Raw genomic sequence first — 24,017 nt, 5'->3', positions numbered from 1 at the left:
TGGGAAACAAGGTGCCCAGGGCGACCGTGAACGCTGTCCCGCGCCCCGGCGGTTCGTGCTCACCCTAGTTGCGAAATGCCAGCCCGGCAGGCACCACAAGCACTCAACCCCGTGCGGGATACTTAAGACATGCAGCCGCGCAAGATCGTCCTCCTCGGGTCCACAGGTTCCATTGGCACGCAGGCGATTGAGGTCGTCGACGGCGCCCCGCACCTTTTTGAGGTCATTGCGCTGAGCGCGGGCGGTGGCAACCTCGAACTCCTCGCCCGGCAAGCCGTCCACACCCGGGCCCAAGCCGTCGGCACCGCGTCCGGCGACGCGACGGCCCTCCAGACGCTGATCGACGACGCCGCCCGCGCCCAAGGGGTGAACGGCTACCGTCCCGAGATCATCACCGGGCCGGACGCCGCCACCCGGATTGCCGGGATCAAAGCCGACGTGGTGCTTAACGGCATTACCGGTTCCATCGGCCTGGCGCCCACCCTGGCGGCGCTCAAATCGGGCGCGACCCTGGCGCTGGCGAACAAGGAGTCCTTGATTGTCGGCGGCGCCCTGGTCAAGGCCGCCGCCCGAGAGGGCCAAATCGTCCCTGTTGATTCCGAGCACTCGGCTATCGCCCAGTGCCTGCGCGCCGGGACCGCGGCCGAGGTGGATCGGCTGGTCCTCACCGCTTCCGGCGGCCCCTTCCGCGGTATGAGCCGGCACGAGCTGCGCACTGTGTCCCCGCAGGACGCCCTCGCCCACCCCACTTGGGATATGGGCCTGATGGTCACCACCAACTCCGCCAGCCTGGTGAATAAGGGCCTGGAAGTGATCGAGGCGCACCTGCTCTTTGACATCCCGCTGGAGAAGATCGACGTGGTGGTCCACCCGCAGTCCGTCGTCCACTCCATGGTCCAGTTCATCGATGGCTCCACCATCGCCCAGGCTTCCCCGCCGGACATGCGCCTTCCGATCGCCCTGGGTATCGGCTGGCCGGACCGGGTGCCGAAGGCCGCGCAGGCCTGTGATTGGAGCAAGGCCACCAGCTGGACCTTCGAACCGCTGGACACCGCGGCGTTCCCCGCCGTCGGGCTGGCGAAGCATGCCGCAAAACAGGGGAGCACCTTCCCGGCTGTCTTCAACGCAGCGAACGAGGAAGCCGTGATGGCCTTCCACGCAGGCCGGATCCGGTTCACCGATATCGTCGATACGATCGAAGCAGTCCTCAGCGAACACACAGGATCCTCCAAGCTGACCTTGGAGTCCGTGTTGGATGCTGAACGATGGGCACGAGCCCGCACCCACGAACGTTTAGCCATCAGCAGCGTCTAGGAAGCAGCAAATTACGCCCATGAGCCCCGTCCTTCTTTTTATCCTCGGTGTCGTCTTTGTGGCGATCGGCATTGCCGTGTCCATTGCCCTGCACGAAGTGGGGCACCTGCTGCCTGCCAAGCTGTTTAAGGTCCGCGTCACGAAGTACATGATCGGCTTCGGCCCCACGGTTTGGTCCAGGAAGAAGGGCGAGACCGAGTACGGCTTCAAGGCACTCCCGCTGGGCGGGTTTGTCTCCATGATCGGGATGTACCCGCCGAACAAGGAGGATGGCACGGTACGTCCCTCCAGCACCGGTATGTTCCAGTCCCTGGCTTCGGACGCCCGGTCGCTCGCGCATGAGGAAGTCGGACCCGACGACGGCAACCGCGTCTTCTACAAGCTGCCGGCCTGGAAGAAGATCATCATTATGCTTGGCGGCCCGGCCATGAACATGCTGATCGGGCTCGCGCTGACGGCCGTGCTGCTGATGGGTTTTGGCATCGCCACCCAGACCACCACGATTGCTGATGTCTCCAAGTGCCAGGTCAAGGCCGGCGAGACCGTGGACCCGAACTCCGCTGACTGCAAGCTCACGCCAGCAGCCGCCGCAGGCCTGTTGCCCAATGACGTCATCACCTCCTTCGACGGCAAGTCCGTCTCCAGCTGGGACGAGCTCACCGGCTGGATCCGCGCGTCCGCGGACAAAAAGGTTGCCATCACCGTGGAGCGCGACGGCGTTCCGGTCAGCACCACTGTCACCCCCGTGCTCTCTGCCCGCCCGGTCGTTGGGGTCGACGGCCGGCAGGCCAAGGGTGCCGACGGCACGCTCCAGTACCAGGACGTCGGCTTCCTGGGTGTCGGCGCCCAGACTGCCCTTGTCCGGCAGCCGGCATCGGCGGTCCTGCCCATGGCCGGAGAAAACATCAAGCAGATCGCCGGCGTTGTTGTGAACCTCCCGGCGCGTGTGGCCGGCGTCGCAAAGGCAGCCTTCAGCGATGAGCCCCGCGACCCCAACGGACCCATCAGCGTGGTCGGGGTGGGCCGGGTGGCCGGCGAGGTGGCCGCGATGGAGCAGGTGCCGATGCAGTCCAGGGTGGCCGCCCTGGTGGGCCTGCTGGCCGGTCTCAACTTCGCCCTGGCCGTCTTCAACCTCATTCCGCTGCTGCCGCTGGACGGCGGCCACGTGGCCGGCGCGCTGTACGAGGGCGCGCGCCGCAGGATCGCCAAGCTCTTCGGCCGCCCGGTTCCGGATGCGTTCGACATCGCCAAACTTCTCCCGGTGACCTATGTTGTCGCGGTGCTGCTGATGGGGATGGGCGCCTTGCTGATCTACGCGGACATCGTTAAGCCCGTCAATCTCTTCGGCTGACCCCGCCGCCTTCCGGCCGGCGGAAATCTCCCGTGAGGTTAGGGGCCGTGTTGACACAAAAGAGGACCAGGAAGACGGACCAGGCGACGCGCTGGAGGTCCCAAAGCGGCCACCACAGGATCATCTGTGCCCGGAAATACTAGGCCACTTAGGGGATTAACAGTCCCAGCCTGGGCGGCGAGCGCCATTCCACCCGGCGCGAGAGATCCAAGGTAGCTGCCAAAGACCGCCGAGGCGCCGAGCAGGAGCGGACCCACCTACAGCCGGGCTGTCTGCTCGCGGGACTCGGGGAGCGTGGCTCAGGCAGGCTAACCGGATGACGCTGTTTTTTCTTTATCAGCTCATTTCGGCTTATTTTTGGTAATCAGTTGAAATTGATTGATTCTAGAACATCACCCCTTTAGGGTAGGGCCATGTACGTAATGACAATCGACCAGCGCGGAAGCACTGCCGACGTCGACCGTGTCCCGGCCCTGCTGGCGGAACTGGCCGGGCTCTCCACGGCCGGACACTTCGAGCGTTCCGTGGGCGACGAAGTCCAGGGGGTCCTGGAGCGGCCGGGCGAAGTAGTGGAGATCGCACTGCACGCCCTGCGCAGCGGCCGCTGGTACGTGGGAATCGGGGTGGGGGCGGTGGATCTGCCGCTGCCGGCAAGCCCGCGGGAAGGCTCCGGTCCGGCGTTCGTAGCGGCTCGGGTGGCCGTGGAGAAGGCCAAATCCGGTTCCGCCCATGTGCCCCTCGCCGTCGCCTCGGGAGGATTGCGCCGGGGCGAGGCAGCACCCTCGCCGGCGGGATCCGCCGGCGCCAGTTCCTGCGCCAACGCCGAGGCGGTGCTGCGCCTGATCGGGCGGCTGGTCCAGGACCGGACGGCGGCACAATGGAAAGTCGTGGATGTGCTGCGCACCGTGCAGGACGGCCATGCGGGAACGCATGGAACGCAAAAGATCGCTGCCCGGCAACTGGGAATCACCGAGCAATCGGTCAGCCGTGCGCTGCTGCGCTCCGGCTGGCAGGAAGAATGGGCGGCGAGGCCCGCGGCCGAAATGCTGCTGGCCTTCGCGCAAGGAGTGATCGCAGGCACCAACGAGGCCACCATGGAGTCCACTACCGGCGCCAGCGAGCCGGTCCGTGCCGCGGCTTACCGGACCGCCGACGGTTTGGAAGGAGACCGGTGAACGCCCTCTGGATCACCCTCGCGCTGCTCATCGCAGGGTTCGCCGGCTGGCCCGTCACGGCGTTGGTCTTCCGGCTCGCCCGGACCATCGATGACCGGCAGGAAACAGGCGGCGGAGCGGGCGATCCGGCGAACGACCCCGCCGCGGACGTCACCGTTGCACCCTCAGTCCCGCTCGTACCAACAGCACCCGCCGGCATCGCGGCACCCGCCGGCACCGCAGCCGCCCCGGTGAGCAGCGTACGGATCCTGCGCGGTGGTGCGATCATCGGAGTGCTGGAACGCCTGGCGGTCTGCCTTGCAATCCTCGCCGGTGAGCCGGTCGCCATCGCGTACGTGGTAGCGATCAAGGGCCTGGGCCGCTTTGCCGAGCTCAAGGAGACACCGGTTGCTGCCGAGCGGTTTATCATCGGCACCCTGACGTCCCTGCTCTGGGCGGCCGGTGTGGCGGCCCTGGCCAAGGTTCTCCTCCTCGGTTAACGCTGTCCCGGATCGGTACCTGGCCGGCGGGGCGATAGTCTATCCGTATGACTGTTTTTGCTGTTGAGTACGTATACGACGCCGAATCCACCGAAGTCCGTGACGCTACCCGCCCGGCACACCGGGACTGGACCGCCGGGCTGGCCCAGGAAGGGACCCTGCTCGCCAGCGGCCCCTACGGTGACGGCGCCGGAGCCTTGCTGATCTTAAAGGCCGCCGACGAGCATGCGCTCAACGAGATCCTCAGGCAGGATCCCTTCGCCGCAGCCGGGGCCATCTCCGGCACCCGCACCACGGCCTGGGCGCCCGTCTCCGGACTCCTGGCCGCCCACGCCGCCTAGCCCCCGCCAGACCTACTTCGATACAAGGAGTCCATGTGACCTCGGTCAGCTTGGGAATGCCGTCAGCACCGCCCCCCGTCCTTGCGCCGCGGCGCAAGACCCGCCAGATCAAGGTGGGTTCGGTCGGCGTCGGCTCCGATTCGCCCATCAGCGTGCAGTCTATGACCACAACGCCCACCACGGACATCAACGCCACACTGCAGCAGATCGCCGAGCTCACGGCCTCCGGCTGTGACATTGTGCGCGTCGCCTGCCCGTCCGCGGACGACGCTGCGGCCCTGCCGATCATCGCCAGGAAGTCCCAGATCCCCGTAATCGCGGACATCCACTTCCAGCCGAAGTACGTTTTTGCCGCGATCGAGGCGGGGTGTGCGGCGGTGCGGGTGAACCCCGGGAACATCCGCAAGTTCGATGACCAGGTCAAGGAGATCGCCCGGGCCGCCAAGGACCACGGCACCTCGATCCGGATCGGCATCAACGCGGGATCGCTGGAGCCCGGAATCCTGAAGAAGTACGGCAAGGCCACCCCGGAAGCCCTCGTGGAATCCGCCGTCTGGGAGGCCTCGCTGTTCGAGGAGCACGGCTTCAACGACTTCAAAATCTCGGTCAAGCACAATGACCCGGTGATTATGGTCGCCGCCTACGAGATGCTCGCCGAACAGGGCGACTGGCCGCTGCACCTCGGCGTTACCGAGGCCGGCCCCGCATTCCAGGGCACCATCAAATCTGCCACGGCCTTTGGAGCCCTCCTCTCCCGTGGCATCGGTGACACCATCCGGGTCTCCCTTTCGGCCCCTCCGGTGGAGGAAATCAAGGTGGGCAACCAGATTCTGCAGTCGCTCAACCTGCGTCCGCGCAAGCTCGAGATCGTCTCCTGCCCTTCCTGTGGCCGCGCCCAGGTGGACGTGTACACGCTGGCTGAGCAGGTCACGGCAGGACTGGAGGGGATGGAAATTCCGCTGCGCGTGGCCGTTATGGGCTGCGTGGTCAACGGCCCCGGTGAAGCCCGCGAAGCGGACCTTGGGGTAGCATCCGGCAACGGCAAGGGCCAGATTTTCGTGCGCGGAGAGGTTATCAAGACTGTCCCGGAGGACCAGATCGTTGAGACACTGATCGAGGAAGCCATGCGCATCGCCGAAGAGATGGGGGAGGCCGATGGCGAAGATGCTGTCAAGGGTAGCCCCGTGGTTAGCGTCTCGTAAGGACGGCGCCGCGGCCGGCGTCACGGTCCGGAGCCTGGGGGGTTCGGATACTTCCCAGCTCCTGGCCCTGGCCCGGCAGGACGTCGTCGCCAACGTTTTTATCCTCTCGCACCTGGCAACCGCCGGTTCGGCTGCTCCCACCACGGGAGGCGCCAGCATCTTTGGCGTGTTCGACGGCGGCACCCTGCTCGGAGCCTGTTGGGCCGGGGCCAACCTGGTGCCGGTGCAGCTGGACCCCGATTTTGCGGGCGCGGTGGCAGCCGCCGCCCACAGCTCGGGGCGCCGGTACGCCTCGATTTTCGGTCCTGCCGACACGGTGCTTGCCCTGTACGCCGGGCTGGAAGTCTTCGGCCAGACGGCCCACGAGATCCGCGCGAACCAGCCGCTGATGACAATTGCCGGCCCGCCCGCCGTGACCCCGAACCCGCAGCTTGGTTTTAGCCAGCTCGCCGACTTCGACCGGATCCTGCCCGCCTGCGCGGCCATGTTCGAGGAGGAAGTGGGCTATTCACCCTATCTCGGCGGCCGCGAGTATTACGGCCGGAGGGTCAAGGGCCTGATCCGTGAGGGTCATTCCATGGTTCACCTGAACCAGGCGCGCGAGGTGGTTTTTAAAGCCGAGCTCGGCGCGGTCACTTCGGAGGTGACGCAGGTCCAGGGAGTCTGGATGAACCCGGAGTTTCGCGGCCAGCGCCTCAGCGCAGGCTACATGGCGGCAGCTGTGGTGCTGGCCCAGTCCCTTGCCCCGGTGACCAGCCTTTACGTCAACAACTTCAACACCCGGGCCCGCGCCAGCTACGAGAGGGTGGGCTTCCGGCAGGCAGGCACGTTCGCCACAGTGCTTTTCTGAGTGCGGGCTCTTGTTTTTGTGCCCCGGGTCACATATCTTCGGACTACCGTGCCGCATCGGCACGCGTTTCCGCGGGTGCAAGTGCCGGGATGCAGATGCCCAGAGGGCAACACCGGGAACCCGCAGCCGAAGGTTTGGCGGAATCGGGGGTCCGCAGGGCCACGCCATGACAGGATGACCAGCCGGAAACGGCCAGGGGCTTCCGTCAGTTATGGCGTGGCTCTCCTGCATCCGGGCTGACGGTAGATTAGTACGTAGACTCTTGTGCCGGCTGTGCCGGTACTGCTGATTCACAGCATTGCTGCTTTGCCCTGCACCTTCCCAGAAACGGATAGATACCTCGTGGTCCTTCGACTCTCCAAGCTGTTCCTGCGCACCCTGCGTGAAGATCCCGCCGATGCCGAAGTGGCCAGCCACCGGCTCCTGGTCCGCGCCGGGTACATCCGCCGGGCCGCCCCGGGCATCTACACCTGGCTTCCGCTGGGGTTGAGCGTACTGCGCAAGGTGGAGGCCGTCATCCGCGAGGAAATGTCCGCGATCGGCGCTCAGGAAGTGCACTTCCCGGCACTGCTGCCCAAGGAACCCTACGAAGTGACCAACCGCTGGACCGAGTACGGCGAGGGGATCTTCCGGCTCCAGGACCGCAAGGGTAACGACTACCTGCTGGCGCCCACACACGAGGAAATGTTCACCCTGCTGGTCAAGGACCTGTACTCCTCGTACAAGGACCTTCCGCTGAGCATCTACCAGATCCAGAACAAGTACCGCGATGAGGCGCGGCCCCGGGCCGGCCTGCTGCGCGGCCGCGAGTTCATCATGAAGGACTCCTACTCCTTCGACGTTGACGACGCCGGCCTGGACGCCAGCTACGCCGCACACCGCAGCGCGTACCTGAAGATCTTCGAGCGCCTCGGCCTCGAAGTGGTCCCGGTCGCAGCCACGGCGGGAGCCATGGGCGGGTCCAAGAGCGAGGAATTCCTGCACCCCACGGAGATCGGCGAGGACACCTTCGTCCGTTCCGCCGGCGGCTACGCGGCCAACGTCGAGGCCGTCACCACAGTCGTCCCGCCGGATATCGACTTCAGCAACGCCCCCGCCGCGCAGGTGCGGGACACTCCGGGCACCCCCACCATTGATACGCTCGTCGACGCCGCAAACACCCTGGTGCCCCGCGCTCCGGCCGACGGCGGCGCCTGGACCGCAGCTGACACGCTGAAGAATGTTGTCCTTGCCGTCACCCTGCCGACCGGCGAACGCCAAATCGTAGTGATCGGCGTGCCGGGCGACCGCGGAGTCGACCTCAAGCGGGTGGAAGCGAACATCGGTTCCTTCCTGCCCATCGGCGGCGAAATCATGCTTGAGGCCGCCAACGAAGAGGACCTCAAGAAGCAACCCCTTATCGTCAAGGGCTACATTGGCCCGGGCTTGACCCTTGATGCGGCCCTGCTGGGCGCCGAGGGCTCCGCCAAGCTGCTCTACCTCGTGGATCCCCGGATTGTGCGCGGCTCCGCCTGGGTTACCGGCGCCAACCAAGCTGGCAAGCACGTCTTTGGGCTGGTAGCAGGCCGCGACTTCGGCTGGGACGGCGTCATCGAATGCACCGAGGTACGGGCCGGCGATGAGGCCCCCGATGGCTCCGGACCGCTGGAAACCGCCCGGGGCATTGAAATGGGCCACATCTTCCAGCTCGGGCGCAAGTACGCCGAAGCGCTCGAACTGAAAGTCCTTGACCAGAACGGCAAGCAGGTGGTTGTTACGATGGGTTCGTATGGCGTCGGCGTCACCCGCGCCGTCGCGGCGCTGGCCGAATCCAACCACGACGACAAGGGCCTGATCTGGCCGCGCGCCGTCGCACCGGCAGATGTCCACGTGGTGGCCGTTGGCCGCGGCGAGGAGATCTTCGCGGCCGCGGAGAAGCTGGCCCTTGAGCTGGAAGCCGCGGGCCTCGAGGTGATTTACGATGACCGCCCCAAGGTGTCCCCGGGTGTGAAGTTCGGCGACGCCGAGCTCGTCGGTGTGCCGACAATCCTCGCCGTGGGGCGTGGACTGGTGGACGGAGTCGTCGAGATCAAGGACCGCCGCAGCGGCCATGCCGAAAACGTCCCCGTTGCGAAGGCAGTCGACTATTGTGTCGACGCCGTCCGTAACAGCTAACGCGCGGCAGCGGCAGGCGTGGTGTCCGGGCTTGAATCGGTAGAGCTCAGCACGCTGATCCTGATTGTGGTCGCCGGCTTCGGCGCGGGCTGGGTCGATGCCGTGGTCGGCGGCGGGGGATTGATCCAGCTGCCGGCCATGCTGCTGGTCCCGGGCATCAGTCCGGTGCAGGCCCTGGCGACAAACAAGATGGGGTCGATTTTCGGCACCGGCACCAGTGCCGTCACGTATTACCGCCGGGTCCGGCCGGATCTTCGCACCGCCGTGCCGATGGCGGTGATCGCGATGGCCGGCAGCTTCGGCGGGGCGGTGCTCGCCGCGAACCTCCCTGCGAGCGTCTTCAAACCCATCATCGTGGCCGCGCTTGTCGCCGTCGCACTTTTTACTGCGCTGCGGCCCAACGTCGGGGAACTGACCCAGCTGCGGCACAGCGGTCACCGGCACTATGTGCTGGCGTGCCTGATCGGCGGTGTGATCGGCTTCTACGACGGCCTGATCGGGCCCGGCACCGGCTCGTTCCTGATCATCGCGCTTGTTTCGGCGATGGGGTACGCCTTCCTCGAAGCAAGTGCCAAGGCCAAAATCGTGAACATGGCCACCAACGCCGGCGCCCTGCTGTTTTTTGTCCCGCACGGGGCGGTGCTCTGGGGACTCGGACTGGTCCTGGGCCTGGCGAACATGGCCGGCGGCTACCTCGGAGCCCGGACGGCCGTTAAACAGGGGAGCAAATTCATCCGCATCGTGTTCCTGGCGGTCGTCGGAGCGCTCATCATTAAGCTCGGAACGGACATCTGGCAGGACAGCGTCAGGTAGCCCGCGCGTCCGCCCCAAGCGTCGCCCCAAGCCTCGCCGGGGACTCCCGCTGGCGTGCCCGCCGGCGTAGCATGCAGCTATGTCAGCACCTGAAGAACGCTACAGCGGTGCCCTCGAAGCTGCGGCCCGGCACACCCGCCAATGGCTGCAAAGCCAGGACACCCGGCATGTTGGACCGCGGATGACCGCGGCGGACCTGGCCGCAGATTTCGGCGGCCCGCTGCCGCTGAGGGGAACCCCGGCGGTGGAGGTAATCGACTACCTGGCAGCCAAAGCCGAACCCGGGCTGATGGCGATGCCGTCCGGACGCTTCTTCGGCTGGGTCATCGGCGGCACCTTGCCGGCCGCACTCGCCGCGGATTGGCTGGTCAGTGCGTGGGACCAAAACGCCGGGCTGCGCTTAGCCACTCCTGCGACGGCGGCCATCGAGGAAGCCGCCGGCAAATGGCTGCTCGAATTGCTGGACCTTCCCGGCGAGTCCGACGTCGGCTTTGCCACCGGCGCCACGATGGCGAACTTCACCGGGCTGGCAGCGGCCCGATGGCGCCTGCTGGCGGACGCCGGCTGGGACCTCGACGTCGACGGGCTCTCCGGCGCCCCCCGGATACAGTGCTTCGTGGGCCAGGAACGGCACGACACCATCGACCTGGGCCTCCGGTATCTCGGGCTGGGCAGGCCCACTGCCATACCTGCGGACCGGCAGGGCCGCATTGACCCGGCCGAACTGGACCGCGCGCTGGACCGCGCCAGCGACGCTGCCTCCGGGTCAGCCCGCGCCCCGCTGCTGGTCTGCCTGCAGGCGGGAAACCTGCACTCCGGCGCCTTTGATCCTTTTGCGGAGGCAATCGCGGTGGCAAAAGCGCACGGCGCCTGGGTCCATGTGGACGGGGCCTTCGGACTCTGGGCCGCCGCGGTGCCGGAACTGTCCGCCCTGACCGCCGGACTGCGGGGTGCCGATTCCTGGGGCACCGATGCGCACAAGACCCTCAACGTGCCCTACGACTGCGGGATAGCCGTGGTCCGGGATGCGCAGGCGCTTCGCTCGGCCATGGGCGTGCACACCAGCTACCTGATGCAGGACGCCGACGGCGCGGCCGACCCCTTCGAAACGGTCCCGGAGCTGTCCCGCCGGGCCCGCGGGGTGCCGGTCTGGGCGGCGCTGAAGTCGCTCGGGCGGGACGGCGTCGCCGGCCAGGTCCGGGGGCTGGTGCTGCACGCCAAGGAATTGGCGGAGCGGCTCGCCGCGCTCGACGGGATCGAAGTGCTCAACGACGTCAACTACACCCAGGTCTCGCTGGCCTTCGGCGACGACGCCACTACCCGCGCGGTGACCGCCAGGATCATCGCCGACGGCCGGGTCTGGATGTCCGGTTCGCGCTGGCGCGACCGCGACATCCTGCGCATCTCCGTCAGCAACTGGAGCACGGACGACGCCGACGTGGCAGTCGCCGTCGACGTCGTCAGGGACGCCCTGGCCGAGGTCCGCGGGCCGAACCGCTAGCTGCCTGCTTCGCCCGGCGCCGGCAGGTCGTGTGCCGCGGGGAGCTCCGGCAGCGGCTTGCCCGCCAGGGTGCTGGCCACCCAGAGCGAACGGGCGAGGTCCCCTTTGTGGCGGCGTTTGGAGGCGTAACAGAGGGCGTTGTCAACCTCGCGGGCCACGCTCCATTGCCGGGCGACGTCGGCGTCGAGGCCGGCGGCAAGGCTGAGGTCCCGGCACCGCTGCCGCAGGCCCTCTTCCGGATGCGCCCGCGGCAACTCACGGATCCGGTTCCACAGCAGGGGTGCCACCGCGAATTCCGCCTCGCCGAGCATGGGCTGGGGATCGATTGCGGCCCAGCTGCGGGCCTCCTCCTGGCCGGCTTCCCCGGCGGCTTCCCCGTGTGGCCGGGCCAGGACGTTGAGGTAGTGCAGATCGGTGTGGACCAGCACATCCCGCCCCGCGCGGCGGCCGACGGCCCCGCGGGTCTGGCAAACCTCCAGCGCCGCTTCCAGCAGCCAGCGCGGGAACGGCCGGCCCAGCCGTTCCCAGTTCTGCGGCAGCTCGTCACTCCACTGTTCGGCCCGTGCTGCCACATGGCTGAACTCCCGCCATTGCGGCCCGACGCCGGGCACCAGGCTCAGCCGGCGAACCAGGGCACCCCACACCGGGACCGCCACGTCCATGGGCTGGTCCTGGAGGGACCGGACGGCGTCCAGGCGCTCCAGCAGCAGCGCCCCCGCACCGGCATCATTGGCCAGCAGCCGGACCGCACCCTCGCCCTTCCAGAGGGCGAGGGCATGCGGTTCCGCCAGCGCATCCTCATGCGGAAAGGCGATCTTCAGGACGGCAGCTTCCCCGGCGCCGGCCCGTCCGGTGCCGGCTTCAGCGCGCACCGGGACCACAATGGCGCCGTGGCCGTTCCAGGGCAGGGCGCCGGGAGCAAGGTCAAGTTCGAGCTGCCACCGGCCCAGGCATTCCCTGATCAGCCGGGGGAGCGAGGCCAGCCAGTCGCGGCCGCCGGCGCTTCCGCCGTAGCGGCGGCTGAGGTCGGTCGGAATCGGGAGGTCTGCAGGCTGGCTCATCGGTCCAGCGTAGTGGCGGGTATCAGGCGGTGATGCCGCTGGCGCCGAGCCAGCTGCCGATCAGGAAGGTCGCGATGAGGGCCGCCGCACCGCCGATCACCACACGGAAGGCCGCCTTCGACTTCGAACCGCCGCCGATCCAGGCGCCGATGGCTCCGGTCAAGGCCAGCGCCACCAACACTGCCACGAAGGTCAGCGGGACCCGGATGTTCTCCGGCGGCAGCAGGATGGCGAGCATGGGCAGGATCGCACCGATCAGGAAGGCAGCTGCGGAGGCGAAGGCAGCGTGCCACGGGCTGACAATGTCGGTCTCGTCGATGTGGAGTTCAGCAGACAGGTGCGCGCCAAGCGCGTCGTGCGCTGTGAGTTCCTTGGCCACAGTGCGGGCGGTGTCGGCGCTGAGGCCCTTGCCCTGATAGATGGCGGCGAGTTCCTCGAGCTCCTCTTCGGGCTGTTCGGCCAGCTCGCGGCGTTCCTTTTCGATCAGCGCCTGCTGGCTGTCCTTCTGGCTGCTCACTGAGACGTATTCGCCAAGCGCCATGGAGATGGCGCCACCGACGACGCCGGCGGCACCGGCGACGAGGATGGGACCGGAGTCCGTGGTGACGCCGGCGACGCCGACCACAATCGCAGCGACGGAGACGATACCGTCGTTGGCGCCCAGCACACCGGCGCGAAGCCAGTTCAGGCGGTGCGCGATGTCGCTGTGGTGGGGCTCGTTCTTGTGCTGGGTGGGGGCCGCTTGACTGTCCATGCCTACAGCAAAGCACCGGTGCCACCGAACCACCAGTATTACAAGCCTAAGTAAGCCGCCGCTTCCCCGCCGCGCCGGCTAGGGCGCGGGGGCCAGAGCGGGAGCCGGCAGCTCCGGGAACGCGTCGTGATCTGCGGTGAGGCCGGGAAGAGCTCCGGCGTCGGTTCCCCAGCGGGCGGCGCTGCGAGCGGCGCCGACCAGGCCGGCCACCGCCCATTGGCGTGTCTGCCCCTCGCTCAAAGCCACCAGGTCGCCGTACACCGCAAGCGCCGATGCCTCCAGCACGCCGAGCCCGGCGGCGGGTGCGGCCAGGAACGCAGGTGCGCTTGTGTAGCCGGCTTCCCGCGCTGGAACGGCAACGCAGTGCATCCGGCTCAGCGCCTCCGCGCCGGCGGCGAGGGTCTCGTGCCGGGCGAGCTGCGCTGAGGCCGGGCCGGCTGCTGAACCCCCGAGCCGGGTGAGGGCCACCTGATAGCCGTATACGGTTTCCCGTTCGCTCGCCACCGCTGCTGCCAGCGCCGCCGGCAAGGTTGCGGCGGGAGTGCCTGCCGAAGGCCCAGCAGCGGACGACGGCGATGCCGGAACGCCCTGGCACGCGCCGGAGAGCTGCGGTGCTGCGGGGTCGGCGACCGCAGGGGCGGGCGCCCCGGCGGCCGCTGCAAGGGAGGAAGCCTGAAGCAGCTGGGCGGTCCCGACGGCGGCAAGCAGCCGGGCCATTCCGCCGTCGGCCACGTTGGCGTCGGCGAGCCGTTGCGAGGCACTGGCGACCAGCGCGGCGGCTAATTCTGCGGCCGACGCGGGCAGCGGAACAGCAGGAGGTGCTTCGGTGGGGGTAGCCGATTGGGCTGCAGTGCCCGCCGGGGGAGCGGTGTCGGCACCCTCCGCCCCGGGCAGCAGGAGGGCCCGGGACTGGCTTGTCAGCAAACTCACAGTCCGCGCCACAGCCGGTTGGGGGGCGCCCGCGGCTGCCCGCTCCAGTGCTGCTCCGGCGGTGCGCAGTCTCAGCGTTTCGGCCAGCGCAGCGGACCGCGCTTGTTCGGAAAACGGCGGTTCTGCGGGGTCCATGGGGTGTGCGGGGCGCCAGGCCAGCCCCAGGCTGGCGACCACGAGGGCGAGGCAGGCGAGAAGTGCGACGCGCGGAACGAGCCCCCGCCACCGCTTTTGCCTGCTGTCCTCTTTCACAACAGACCATTTTGTCATGGTTGGCATGCCGGCCGGGACCTGAAGTGCACCACGGTGCCCGGAAAATCGCTAGGCTAGTACACACAACATCATCTAGCGGGAGGCGGCCGGCATCATGACAAATGCAGAAGCCACGACTTCGACAGACCGGACCGGAACGGGTAAGGCTGACGCCGCACCCGCTCACAACTTCGAGGCCGAGCGGCTGCATGCCCTCCTGGAGCCCGAAGTCCTGGCGAACCGGCTGTACCTGGAGGACGTCTCGATTCACGTCGCCGGCGCCAACCGGGTGGTCCACGTGGTGGTGGACCTGCCACAGGACGAGACCGGCGGCGTCGGCCTGGACGTCATCGCCGAGATTTCCAAGTCCCTCTCCGACATCCTGGACAACGATCCCAGCACCGACGCACGCCCGTACGAGCTTGAGGTCTCCTCGCCCGGCGTCGGACGCCCCCTGACCGAAGAGCGGCACTGGCACCGGGCCCGCGGCCGGATGGTTAAGGTTAATGTCCTGCAGGGTGAGAACGTCACAGGCCGGGTCCGGTCAGTCGATGACGCAGGCGTCACGCTGGTCCCGGAGATCACGGTCAAAAAAGGGATGAAGCCCAAGCAGGGCGAGCCCATGAAACTTCCTTTCGACAGGATCCGCAGTGGAAAAGTCGAGATAGAGTTCAGCCACCTCGAAGAGGCCGGTCTGGAGAACGCACACAATGGACCTTCCGAGGAGGCCTAATGGATATTGACATGAGCGCACTGAGACTCCTGGAGCGTGAGCGTGAAATCCCGCTGGATCTCCTGATTCCGACAATCGAGCAGGCCCTGCTGGTGGCATACCACAAAACAGCGGGTGCCTTTGAGACGGCGCGCGCCGAGCTGGACCGCAAAAGCGGACACGTGACCATCTGGGCCACCGAGATTGACGACGACGGCGCGCCGATCGGTGAATTCGAGGACACCCCGGCGGGCTTTGGCCGCATTGCCGCCAGTACCGCACGGCAAATCATCCTGCAGCGCCTGCGCGACGCCGAAGACGACAACGTGCTGGGCCAGTTCAAGGGCCGCGAGGGCGAGCTGGTTGCCGGCACCATCCAGCAGGGCAACAACCCGCACATGATCCAGGTCAACCTGGGCACTGTGGAGGCACTCCTGCCGCCGCCGGAGCAGGTGCCGGGGGAGAAATACACCCACGGCAACCGGCTCCGCGCGTTCGTGATCGACGTGCACCGCGGTACCAAGGGCCCGTCGATCACGCTGTCCCGCTCGCACCCGGGCCTCGTTCGGAAGCTCTTCGAAATGGAAGTTCCGGAAATCGCGGACCACTCGGTGGAAATCGTCGCCTTGGCCCGCGAAGCCGGGCACCGGACCAAAATGGCCGTCAAAGCCAACATGCCCGGGATCAATGCCAAGGGTGCCTGCATCGGTGAAATGGGTTCGCGCGTTCGTGCGGTCATGAACGAACTCAACGACGAAAAGATCGACATTGTTGACTACAGTGACGACCCGGCCACGTTCATTGCCAGCGCACTGTCCCCGTCCCGGGTGAATTCCGTCACGATCACTGACGAGGCAACCCGCTCGGCGCGCGTAGTGGTGCCGGACTACCAGCTCTCCCTCGCCATCGGCAAGGAGGGCCAGAATGCCCGCCTCGCCGCCAAGCTCACCGGCTGGCGGATCGACATCGTCTCCGATGCTGCGGTCAACCGCGACAAATAGGGCTGACCCCGCGGTCACCGTCCGCCGGCGCTGGAAGTTCGGCCCGGATCGGGCCCACCGCCGGCGTTCGTGGCCCCTTCAGTTCGGGGCCCGGGCGCTGGAGGGGCTAGAATAGACATGACCGCGCCTTACGGCCGGTATCCGCGTGTCCTTGACGCGTCCGGGCTTGGTTCCGGCGAAGGTGTCCTTACGGGCCCTTGGCCATGCTGGCCCGGTCCCTGGACGGCAGATATGTACTGGCAGGAAGATTCTCGTAAGTGGCACAAGTGCAACACCTCGAGCATCAGCCGCAGCGTACCTGCATCGGATGCCGGAAGACGGGCGCCCGGTCAGAGCTTCTCCGGCTCGTCATCGATGGCAGCGGTTCATCCGCCGTCATAGTCGATGAACGCCGCCGGATGGCTGGCCGGGGTGCATGGCTGCACCCCAGCGAAAAGTGCCTGGCACTCGCGGTCAAACGTCGAGCGTTCGGACGCGCCCTCAACGGTGCTGCCGGAACAGCCGACGTTGAACGCCGGATCATGGCAGGCACGCAAGCCGTGGACACCCCGGTGGCCGCAGCAACAACCGTCCAACCTGAAAGCGGGTCAGAAAACTGATGGAAACCCGATGAGTTCCCAGCGATGAGTGCGCAACGATGACATCTTTGTTGCGCTCTGGAATGGACCTTTCAGCTGCACTCGCGGCGGAGGTCCGCAGTAAGAAGTAGACGGTTCGTGCCTGGCTCGGTGCGGACCGAGACAGGAGAAATGTGGCCAAGGTCCGCGTACATGAGCTTGCTAAAGAGCTCGGTATTACTTCCAAAGATGCAGTAACCAAACTGCAGGAACTGGGCGAATTCGTTCGCTCGGCCTCTTCCACCATTGAGGCCCCCGTTGTGAGGAAACTCCGCAACGCGTTCCCCGACGCAGCATCGGCAGCCAAGTCCGAAGCACCCGCGTCCACACCCAAGGCGCCCGCCAGCCCCGCCGCAACCGTTCCGGCGCCTGCGCCGGGCCCGGCTGCCCCGAAGGCTGCGGACACCACAAAGACTGAAGCTCCGGCTCCGGCCGCAGCTGCTCCGGCACCCAGTGCCCCCCAGGCGGCTCCGGCCGCTGCACCGGCGGCTCCAGCGGCACCGGCTGCTCAGGCTCCGAGTGCGCCGGCTGCGCCCAGCACGGGCGCCAAGCCCGGCGCGCGTCCGGCACCCAAGGCTGAAACCCCGGCTGCTCCGGCACGCCAGGGCGGCTCGGCACCTCGCCCGGGCGGCCCCCGTCCCGGCAACAACCCCTTTGCTACCTCCCAGGGCATGCCCCGGGGCCGCGGCGGAGACAACGAACGTCCCTCGCGTCCGGGTAACAACCCGTTCGCTCCTTCCCAGGGCATGCCGCGTCCGGGCGGGAACCGCACCGAGGGCGAGCGCCCCGGCGGCCCCCGTCCCGCAGCAGGCGCTGGTGGTCCCCGTCCGGGTGCTCCCCGCACCGGCGGCGCCCCGGGTGCACGCCCGGGCGCTCCTCGTCCGGCCGGCGCAGCAGGCGCCGGACGTCCGGGCGGGGCCGGCGGAAACCGACCCACTCCGGGCATGATGCCTAACCGCACCGAACGTCCCGCACCCGCTGGCGCCGGACGTCCGGGCGGCGGAGCCCGCGGCCCGGGCCGTCCGGGCGGGGCTCCCGGCACCGGTGCTCCCGGTGCCGGTGGCGGCGCTCCGGCCGGCGGTGGCTTCGGCAAGGGTGGCCGCGGTCGCGGCGGTACGCAGGGTGCTTTCGGTAAGGGCGGTGCAGGCCGTGGCAAGCAGCGCAAGTCGAAGCGTGCCAAGCGCCAGGAACTCGAGCAGATGAGTGCTCCGTCGCTGGGTGGCGTTAGTGTGCCCCGCGGCGACGGCAACACGGTAGTCCGGCTTCGCCGTGGCTCGTCCATCACGGACTTCGCCGACAAGATCGAGGCGAACCCCGCAGCGCTGGTGACCGTCCTCTTCCACCTCGGCGAAATGGCTACGGCCACGCAGTCGCTGGATGAAGAGACCTTCGCCCTGCTGGGCGAGGAGCTTGGCTACAAGCTCCAGGTTGTGTCCCCGGAGGACGAGGAGCGCGACCTGCTCTCCGGCTTCGACATCGACTTCGATGCCGAGCTGGAAGCCGAAGGCGACGAGGAACTCGAGGCACGTCCTCCGGTTGTCACCGTGATGGGTCACGTTGACCACGGTAAGACCCGCCTGCTCGATGCCATCCGCAAGTCCGACGTTATGGCGGGCGAGCACGGCGGTATCACGCAGCACATCGGTGCCTACCAGGTCACCCACGAGCATGAGGGTACCGATCGCAAGATCACCTTCATCGATACTCCGGGCCACGAGGCGTTCACCGCCATGCGTGCCCGTGGTGCGAAGGTGACCGACATCGCGATCCTGGTTGTAGCAGCGGACGACGGCGTGATGCCGCAGACCGTTGAGGCCCTCAACCACGCCCAGGCGGCCAACGTGCCGATCGTTGTGGCCGTGAACAAGATCGACAAGGAAGGCGCCAACCCGGAAAAGGTCCGCGGCCAGCTGACCGAGTACGGGCTGGTTCCGGAAGAGTACGGTGGCGACACCATGTTCGTGGAGGTCTCTGCGCGTCAGAACCTGAATATCGACGAACTGCTCGAGGCTGTCCTGCTGACCGCAGACGCAGCCTTGGACATGCGCGCCAACCCGAACAAGGACGCCCGCGGTATTGCGATTGAGGCCAACCTGGACAAGGGCCGCGGCGCGGTTGCTACCGTCCTGGTTCAGTCCGGTACCCTGCACATCGGCGACACCATCGTGGCAGGCACGGCCCACGGCCGCGTCCGTGCGATGTTCGACGATGATGGCAGTGCACTGACCGAGGCCGGCCCGTCCCGCCCCGTGCAGGTGCTGGGTCTGTCCAACGTCCCGCGCGCCGGTGACACCTTCTTTGTGACCGCTGACGAGCGCACCGCCCGCCAGATCGCCGAGAAGCGTGAAGCTGCGGACCGCAACGCGGCCCTGGCCAAGCGCCGCAAGCGCATCAGCCTGGAAGACTTCGACCAGGCCGTCGCCGACGGCAAGATCGACACCCTCAACCTCATCCTCAAGGGTGATGTGTCAGGTGCCGTGGAAGCCCTCGAAGACGCGCTGCTCAAGATCGACGTCGGCGAGGGTGTCCAGCTGCGCGTTATCCACCGCGGTGTCGGTGCGATCACGCAGAACGACGTCAACCTGGCTACCGTCGACAGCGCCGTTATCATCGGCTTCAACGTCAAGCCCGCCGAGCGTGTTGCCGAACTGGCAGACCGCGAAGGCGTGGACATGCGCTTCTACTCCGTCATCTACGCAGCAATTGATGACATTGAGGCAGCCCTCAAGGGCATGCTCAAGCCGGAGTACGAAGAGGTTCAGCTTGGTACCGCCGAGGTCCGCGAAGTGTTCCGTTCCTCCAAGTTCGGCAACATTGCAGGCTCGATCGTTCGCTCGGGTGTTATCCGACGCAACGCCAAGGCCCGGGTCACGCGCGACGGAAAGATCATCGGCAACAACCTTGCCGTTGAGACGCTCAAGCGCTTCAAGGACGACGCCACCGAGGTCCGCACGGACTTCGAGTGTGGTATCGGTCTTGGCTCGTTCAACGACATCACCGAAGGTGACATCATCGAGACCTTCGAGATGCGCGAAAAGCCGCGCGTCTAAGATGTCTTAGCGTTACAGGTGCAGTAAAGGTGCGGGGCCGTTGGATTCTTCCGGCGGCCCCGCCCCTGCGCTGGGCGGCCAACGTCTGACGACGTCGGCCGCCCAGCTCCGGCAGCGGCGTCAGCCTTCCCAATGCTCGCAAGTTCGCATCGGGTCCCCCGGCTGCCACCTTGGATGCCACCCAAGGCGCCGGAAGAATCCAACGGGAGTCCGTCGTAGACTCGCCTTAGGCGCGTGGCAACAAACCGAACCTGTGTACTTCAGCCGCTAACGCGCCGTCGTACATCCAAATTTTTAGGAGTGGAAATGGCTGATCCCGCACGGGCTGCCAAGTTGGCGCAGCGGATTAAGGTTGTTGTTGCCGAGGCACTGGGCCGGAGGGTGAAGGATCCCAGGCTGGAAGGCGTCACTGTCACCGATGCGCGGGTGACCAACGATCTTCAGCATGCAACGATCTACTACACCGTATTCGGCGACGAGCTGGTCCAGGCCGAGGCTGCCAAGGGCCTTGAGAAGGCCAAGGGCGTGCTGCGGCAGGAAGTCGGCCGGAACGTCACTGTCCGGTTGACCCCGACGCTCGAATTCGTGGCGGACCAGATTCCGGTCAATGCTTCCAACCTGGAGGAACTGCTGCGGGCGGCAAAAAAGCGTGATGCCGAGGTGGCGGCTCTCGCCGCCAGCGCGAAGCACGCCGGCGACGCCGACCCGTACAAGAGTGATACTCCGCAGGATATCGAGCTCGACGAGGACGACTTCGACGAAGAGGAACTTGACCTCATCGCCGAAGGCGACGTCGACGAGGACAGCGGTAAGTAGTTCAGCAACAATGCAGCGCTGCAGAAGAATGGCCGGCCCCGGTTGGGGCCGGCCATCCTTTTGAGCTTTTGCCATGGCCGGGAGGACTTTGGACTCTAGGCCCGCTGCCGGCGGTGGAGTCCGATGGAACCATGACTGCGGGGACTGAAGAAAGAGGTGGGCCGTGGGTTCCAGCCTGATCCCGTGTCCCCACTGCGGGAAGACCAACAGGATTCCGGCATCGGCCGCCGGGCACCCGCGCTGCGGAAATTGCCGCAAGGACCTGCCCTGGATTGTCGCCGCAGGGGACGCGGACTTCGCGCTCATCGCCGAGCAGTCCTCGACGCCGGCCCTCATCGACTTCTGGGCAGCATGGTGCGGACCGTGCCGTATGGTCAGCCCCGTGCTGGACAAGCTGGCCCAGGAACGGGCCGGCGGGGTCAAACTCGTTAAGGTTGACGTCGACTCGGCGCCGGCACTCTCGCGGCGCTTCGAGATCCAGTCGATCCCCACCATGCTGCTGATCAGGGACGGGAAAGTAGTGGCCCGCCAGACCGGGGCGCCGCCCGCAGCAGCCCTGCGCCAATGGCTCGACAACGCGATGGCGGCGGGCAACCCCTAGCCGAAGGCGGTACCTGCCAGTGCCCGTTCAGTGATGTGCGTTCAGTGATGCCCGTTCGGTGGCGCCGGCTCGGTGGCGCCCCTTCAACGGCGCCGGCCGCGGGCTCCCAGGCCACCCAGGAGGGGCGAGCCCATGCCCAGGAGGAAGCCGACGTCGTACCAGTTACCGGCGCGAGCCGTGTTGTAGAAGGGGAATTCGCTCCACTGCCCAAAGACATGGACGATCAGCACTACCCATGCCGTGACCCCGTTCCAAATACCCCATAGCAGGTCCTGCCACCACATGTTTACTCCTTGACCGAACCGTCATCCGGGACCGCACGTCCCGGACCGCACTTCCCGGGACCGGCGCGAAATGCCCGCGTTGCGTTCAGGCTAGGCGCTGCGGCACAGCCGCGGTAGGGCACAGCGACCCTACAACCTACGGTGCCGGCAACCGAATGTCAGCTGGCCCGGGTCGGGAGCCGGTTGAGGCCTTCCACCAGCTCGGCCTGGCTGCTGCAGAGCGCAATCCGGATCCAACCCTCGCCGATCGAACCGAACGCGGTGCCGGGGGCGAAGGCCACACCGGAATCGGCCAGGAAGCGCCGGACCCAGCCCCGGACATCGCCACCACTTACATGGGACACATCGGCCCAAAGGTAGAACGCGCCTTGCGCCGTGAGGAACGGAATGCCCTTGGACTCCAACACCGTGCCGGCAGCATCCCGGTTGGCCCGGTAGTGCGCACGGGCGTGGCTTACGTACTCCTGCGGGCCGGTGAGCGCCGCCAGGGCGGCGTACTGCGAGGGAGCGGCCACGCAGGAAACAATCGCCTCCATCACGTTGTTCATTTTCTGTTCCAGGCCCGGCGGGCAGATCAACGCTCCGATCCGGAGCCCGGTCAGGCCATAGGTCTTGGAGAGCGTGAGCGAAGTGAACACACGGGCTTGCCCGGGGACGTCGCTGTCGAACCGGGCAGGGCTCACATGCGGGACGTCATAGGTGAACGCTTCGTAGCATTCGTCGGAGATGATCCAGAGATCATGCCGGACGGCCAACGCCACCAGGTCCCGGGTGAGCTCTTCGCCCAGGACGGCGCCCAGCGGGTTGGAGGGTGAATTGAGGATCAGCACCTTGGTCCGCGGTGTAATAAGCTCCTCGATGTCCGCGATCCGGGGCTGGAAGTCGTGGCCGGGATACAGCGGGTAATGCACCGGGACGGCGTGCAGCAGGCTGGCCGTCATCGCGAAGGTTGGGTAGCCGGGATTGGGGATCAGGATTTCATCGCCCGGCGAGAGCAGCAGGCTCATCGCGAAGTGCAGGCCTTGCTGGGCGCCGTCGACGACGTACACGCGCTCCGCTCCGAGCGGTGTCGCGTTGTGCTCCCGGAACCGGGCAGCGAACGCCTCACGCAGGGCCGGGATGCCGGCGTTGGGCGTGTAGTTGGTTTCGTCGCGGTCCAGGCAGGCCATCCCGGCCTCAAGGATATGGCGGGGGACGGCAAAACCAGGTTCGCCGATGCTCAGCACAATGGCGCCGGGAGTCGCCCAGGCGGCTTCGGTGATTTCGCGGATCTGGTTAATGGGGACGTCGCGGACGTGGGCGGCTAGCTCGGGCATGTCTGCCATCCTAGCCGCCGCAGCTTCCTGCGCCGGTGGCAGCGCCAGCGCAGATATACTGGGAAGCGTGCTTTCTGGACTGGTAATAGTGGACAAACCGCAAGGCTGGACCAGCCACGATGTGGTTGGCCGGATGCGGCGGCTCGCCGGTACCCGAAAGGTGGGCCACGCCGGGACCCTGGATCCCATGGCCACGGGTGTCCTGGTGGTCGGCATCAACAAGGCGACCCGGCTGCTCACGTACATCGTGGGCACGTCGAAGACCTATACGGCGACCATCCGCCTCGGTGAATCCACCCTCACCGATGACGCCGAGGGCGAAGTGACGGCCACCCGCAGTGCCGCCGCGGTGACCGAGGAAGCAGTACGGGCCGGCATCGCCGCATTAACCGGTGAGATCAATCAGGTTCCCAGCAGCGTCAGCGCCATCAAAGTCAACGGCGAGCGTGCGTATGCACGGGTCCGCTCCGGCGAAGAGGTCAACCTGGCCGCCCGGCCGGTCACCATCCACCGCTTCGAGGTCCACGGGATCCGTCGGGTTCGCACGGGGGAGTCAGCGGTGGAGTCAGACGGCGAGGCGCTGGACGTTGACGTGACTGTGGAATGCTCATCAGGCACTTATATCCGGGCGCTGGCCCGTGACCTTGGGGAGGCTCTTAAGGTCGGCGGGCACCTGACGGCGCTGCGCCGGACCCAGGTGGGCCCCTACACGCTGGACCAGGCACGCACCCTCGAACAGCTTGCCGAGCAGTTGGACGTGCTCGAAATGTCCCAGGCCGCGCGGGCCCTGATGCCCAACCGAGAGCTCAGCGACGAGGAAACCACCGAGCTATCCTTCGGTCGCCGCATCGCCTCAGGTGTGAGGGCCGGCACGTCCGAGGCGGCCACACCGGAGAACCCTGCCGCGGCGTTCGGCCCGGACGGCACTCTCGTGGCCCTGCTGGCGGACAAGGGAAGCTACGCCAAGCCGGTGCTGGTCTTTGCACCGGACAATGAAAAGCATCCGCCGAAGCAGCCTTCGCCGGTCCAGCAGGACGGGCAATAGTGGACGCGTTTTTCTACATCATTTTGGTGGTTGGGCTGGTCTCCAGCGTCATCTGCCTGATCGCCGGCATCCTCAAAAAGGCGCCGAACGATACGACGATCCTCTCGGTGGCCGCCGTCGAACTGTCCTTGGTGGTCTATCTGGTCGGGTCGATAATCCGGGTCGCGGGCGGGGAACAGATCGCGGGGGAGCCCTGGGAATTTTGGGGCTATTTGTTGACAGCGCTCCTGCTGCCGGTCGGCGCCGTCTACTGGGCCATCCTGGAACGGACCCGCTGGAGCAACTTTGTGCTGGCCGCCGTCGGAGTCACGGCCCTGGTGATGGCGGCCCGTATGAATCAGATTTGGTACTGACGTGGAAGAGGCAAATAACGTGACGGCGAAACGATCGCAGCAGGA

At 66.9% G+C, this 24,017-nt stretch carries 23 protein-coding genes; 18 read left to right on the top strand and 5 right to left on the bottom strand.

Annotation, left to right across the window (positions count from 1 at the left end; all coding sequences use genetic code 11):
* Positions 1-129 precede the first annotated feature (129 nt).
* From dxr to ABIB49_RS04380, 10 genes are all read left to right on the top strand, one after another.
* Complete coding sequence (gene dxr, locus ABIB49_RS04425) at positions 130-1,314, top strand: 1-deoxy-D-xylulose-5-phosphate reductoisomerase (RefSeq protein WP_226774237.1); 1,185 nt, start codon at positions 130-132, stop codon at positions 1,312-1,314.
* Positions 1,315-1,333: 19 nt separating this feature from the next.
* The gene (locus tag ABIB49_RS04420) at positions 1,334-2,665 is read left to right on the top strand and encodes a M50 family metallopeptidase (RefSeq protein ID WP_226774236.1); all 1,332 of its coding nucleotides are present in this window, start codon (positions 1,334-1,336) and stop codon (positions 2,663-2,665) included.
* Between the two features lie 413 nt (positions 2,666-3,078).
* A complete protein-coding gene (locus tag ABIB49_RS04415; protein ID WP_354156748.1) occupies positions 3,079-3,840 on the top strand; it encodes a MarR family transcriptional regulator in 762 nt (253 codons plus the stop codon).
* Positions 3,837-4,319 carry a hypothetical protein gene (locus tag ABIB49_RS04410; RefSeq protein ID WP_226774234.1) on the top strand — a complete coding sequence of 161 codons (483 nt, stop codon included), beginning with the start codon at positions 3,837-3,839 and terminating at the stop codon, positions 4,317-4,319. The genes ABIB49_RS04415 and ABIB49_RS04410 overlap by 4 nt, the downstream gene beginning before the upstream one ends.
* Positions 4,320-4,366: 47 nt before the next feature.
* Positions 4,367-4,660 carry a YciI family protein gene (locus ABIB49_RS04405; protein ID WP_226774233.1) on the top strand — a complete coding sequence of 98 codons (294 nt, stop codon included), beginning with the start codon at positions 4,367-4,369 and terminating at the stop codon, positions 4,658-4,660.
* 35 nt (positions 4,661-4,695) lie between these two features.
* Positions 4,696-5,862: a flavodoxin-dependent (E)-4-hydroxy-3-methylbut-2-enyl-diphosphate synthase gene (gene ispG / locus ABIB49_RS04400; RefSeq protein WP_226774232.1), complete on the top strand. Its 1,167-nt coding sequence runs from the start codon at positions 4,696-4,698 to the stop codon at positions 5,860-5,862.
* Positions 5,825-6,712, top strand: a complete 888-nt coding sequence (locus ABIB49_RS04395; protein ID WP_282359423.1) for a GNAT family N-acetyltransferase — start codon at positions 5,825-5,827, stop codon at positions 6,710-6,712. The genes ispG and ABIB49_RS04395 overlap by 38 nt, the downstream gene beginning before the upstream one ends.
* A 342-nt stretch (positions 6,713-7,054) precedes the next feature.
* Complete coding sequence (locus ABIB49_RS04390) at positions 7,055-8,866, top strand: proline--tRNA ligase (RefSeq protein WP_226774231.1); 1,812 nt, start codon at positions 7,055-7,057, stop codon at positions 8,864-8,866.
* Positions 8,867-8,884: 18 nt separating this feature from the next.
* On the top strand, positions 8,885-9,679 hold the full coding sequence (locus tag ABIB49_RS04385) for a sulfite exporter TauE/SafE family protein (RefSeq protein WP_226774230.1): 795 nt from the start codon (positions 8,885-8,887) through the stop codon (positions 9,677-9,679).
* A gap of 79 nt (positions 9,680-9,758) precedes the next feature.
* On the top strand, positions 9,759-11,180 hold the full coding sequence (locus tag ABIB49_RS04380; protein WP_226774229.1) for a pyridoxal phosphate-dependent decarboxylase family protein: 1,422 nt from the start codon (positions 9,759-9,761) through the stop codon (positions 11,178-11,180).
* Here the strand turns inward: ABIB49_RS04380 and ABIB49_RS04375 are convergent.
* From ABIB49_RS04375 to ABIB49_RS04365, 3 genes are all read right to left on the bottom strand, one after another.
* Positions 11,177-12,241 (bottom strand): aminoglycoside phosphotransferase family protein, encoded by a 1,065-nt coding sequence (locus ABIB49_RS04375; RefSeq protein WP_226774228.1) that lies wholly within the window; start codon positions 12,239-12,241, stop codon positions 11,177-11,179. The genes ABIB49_RS04380 and ABIB49_RS04375 overlap by 4 nt on opposite strands.
* A gap of 22 nt (positions 12,242-12,263) precedes the next feature.
* The gene (locus ABIB49_RS04370) at positions 12,264-12,995 is read right to left on the bottom strand and encodes a VIT1/CCC1 transporter family protein (RefSeq protein ID WP_226774227.1); all 732 of its coding nucleotides are present in this window, start codon (positions 12,993-12,995) and stop codon (positions 12,264-12,266) included.
* A 78-nt stretch (positions 12,996-13,073) separates the two neighbouring features.
* Positions 13,074-14,204: a DUF4439 domain-containing protein gene (locus ABIB49_RS04365; RefSeq protein ID WP_354156747.1), complete on the bottom strand. Its 1,131-nt coding sequence runs from the start codon at positions 14,202-14,204 to the stop codon at positions 13,074-13,076.
* A gap of 88 nt (positions 14,205-14,292) precedes the next feature.
* Between ABIB49_RS04365 and rimP the strand changes: the two genes are divergently transcribed.
* From rimP to trxA, 6 genes are all read left to right on the top strand, one after another.
* Positions 14,293-14,910 carry a ribosome maturation factor RimP gene (rimP, locus tag ABIB49_RS04360; protein WP_226774225.1) on the top strand — a complete coding sequence of 206 codons (618 nt, stop codon included), beginning with the start codon at positions 14,293-14,295 and terminating at the stop codon, positions 14,908-14,910.
* A complete protein-coding gene (nusA, locus tag ABIB49_RS04355) occupies positions 14,910-15,890 on the top strand; it encodes a transcription termination factor NusA (protein ID WP_226774224.1) in 981 nt (326 codons plus the stop codon). Before rimP ends, nusA begins: the two co-directional genes overlap by 1 nt.
* 257 nt (positions 15,891-16,147) lie before the next feature.
* A complete protein-coding gene (locus tag ABIB49_RS04350) occupies positions 16,148-16,489 on the top strand; it encodes a YlxR family protein (protein WP_226774223.1) in 342 nt (113 codons plus the stop codon).
* A gap of 152 nt (positions 16,490-16,641) precedes the next feature.
* Entirely contained in the window at positions 16,642-19,557 is a 2,916-nt protein-coding gene (infB, locus tag ABIB49_RS04345; protein ID WP_282359354.1) for a translation initiation factor IF-2, read from the top strand.
* 306 nt (positions 19,558-19,863) lie between these two features.
* On the top strand, positions 19,864-20,373 hold the full coding sequence (rbfA, locus tag ABIB49_RS04340; protein ID WP_226774221.1) for a 30S ribosome-binding factor RbfA: 510 nt from the start codon (positions 19,864-19,866) through the stop codon (positions 20,371-20,373).
* Positions 20,374-20,536: 163 nt separating this feature from the next.
* A complete protein-coding gene (gene trxA, locus ABIB49_RS04335) occupies positions 20,537-20,974 on the top strand; it encodes a thioredoxin (protein WP_354156746.1) in 438 nt (145 codons plus the stop codon).
* Between the two features lie 83 nt (positions 20,975-21,057).
* Here the strand turns inward: trxA and ABIB49_RS04330 are convergent, their stop codons facing one another.
* Positions 21,058-21,258, bottom strand: coding sequence for a hypothetical protein (locus ABIB49_RS04330; RefSeq protein ID WP_226774219.1), 201 nt, complete (start codon positions 21,256-21,258; stop codon positions 21,058-21,060).
* Between the two features lie 158 nt (positions 21,259-21,416).
* Positions 21,417-22,574, bottom strand: a complete 1,158-nt coding sequence (locus ABIB49_RS04325; protein WP_354156745.1) for a pyridoxal phosphate-dependent aminotransferase — start codon at positions 22,572-22,574, stop codon at positions 21,417-21,419.
* Positions 22,575-22,641: 67 nt separating this feature from the next.
* Between ABIB49_RS04325 and truB the strand changes: the two genes are divergently transcribed.
* Both truB and ABIB49_RS04315 read left to right on the top strand, forming a co-directional pair.
* Complete coding sequence (gene truB / locus ABIB49_RS04320; protein WP_354156744.1) at positions 22,642-23,619, top strand: tRNA pseudouridine(55) synthase TruB; 978 nt, start codon at positions 22,642-22,644, stop codon at positions 23,617-23,619.
* Entirely contained in the window at positions 23,619-23,972 is a 354-nt protein-coding gene (locus tag ABIB49_RS04315; protein WP_226774216.1) for a hypothetical protein, read from the top strand. Before truB ends, ABIB49_RS04315 begins: the two co-directional genes overlap by 1 nt.
* Positions 23,973-24,017 lie beyond the last annotated feature (45 nt).

The organism is Arthrobacter sp. UYCu512, assembly GCF_040547075.1.
Classification (GTDB): Bacteria; Actinomycetota; Actinomycetes; order Actinomycetales; family Micrococcaceae; genus Arthrobacter.
This window is presented reverse-complemented; position numbering and strand designations above follow the sequence as displayed.

Bases quoted from the DNA above. Each gene is read 5' to 3' on its own strand.
- ABIB49_RS04370 (WP_226774227.1), bottom strand. From the start codon at position 12,995: ATGGACAGTCAAGCGGCCCCCACCCAGCACAAGAACGAGCCCCACCAC.
- nusA (WP_226774224.1), top strand. From the start codon at position 14,910: ATGGATATTGACATGAGCGCACTGAGACTCCTGGAGCGTGAGCGTGAA.
- ABIB49_RS04330 (WP_226774219.1), bottom strand. From the start codon at position 21,258: ATGTGGTGGCAGGACCTGCTATGGGGTATTTGGAACGGGGTCACGGCA.
- ABIB49_RS04395 (WP_282359423.1), top strand. From the start codon at position 5,825: ATGCTGTCAAGGGTAGCCCCGTGGTTAGCGTCTCGTAAGGACGGCGCC.
- rbfA (WP_226774221.1), top strand. From the start codon at position 19,864: ATGGCTGATCCCGCACGGGCTGCCAAGTTGGCGCAGCGGATTAAGGTT.
- ABIB49_RS04375 (WP_226774228.1), bottom strand. From the start codon at position 12,241: ATGAGCCAGCCTGCAGACCTCCCGATTCCGACCGACCTCAGCCGCCGC.
- ABIB49_RS04325 (WP_354156745.1), bottom strand. From the start codon at position 22,574: ATGCCCGAGCTAGCCGCCCACGTCCGCGACGTCCCCATTAACCAGATC.
- rimP (WP_226774225.1), top strand. From the start codon at position 14,293: ATGACAAATGCAGAAGCCACGACTTCGACAGACCGGACCGGAACGGGT.
- ABIB49_RS04365 (WP_354156747.1), bottom strand. From the start codon at position 14,204: ATGCCAACCATGACAAAATGGTCTGTTGTGAAAGAGGACAGCAGGCAA.
- ABIB49_RS04405 (WP_226774233.1), top strand. From the start codon at position 4,367: ATGACTGTTTTTGCTGTTGAGTACGTATACGACGCCGAATCCACCGAA.
- ABIB49_RS04415 (WP_354156748.1), top strand. From the start codon at position 3,079: ATGTACGTAATGACAATCGACCAGCGCGGAAGCACTGCCGACGTCGAC.
- dxr (WP_226774237.1), top strand. From the start codon at position 130: ATGCAGCCGCGCAAGATCGTCCTCCTCGGGTCCACAGGTTCCATTGGC.
- ABIB49_RS04380 (WP_226774229.1), top strand. From the start codon at position 9,759: ATGTCAGCACCTGAAGAACGCTACAGCGGTGCCCTCGAAGCTGCGGCC.
- ABIB49_RS04420 (WP_226774236.1), top strand. From the start codon at position 1,334: ATGAGCCCCGTCCTTCTTTTTATCCTCGGTGTCGTCTTTGTGGCGATC.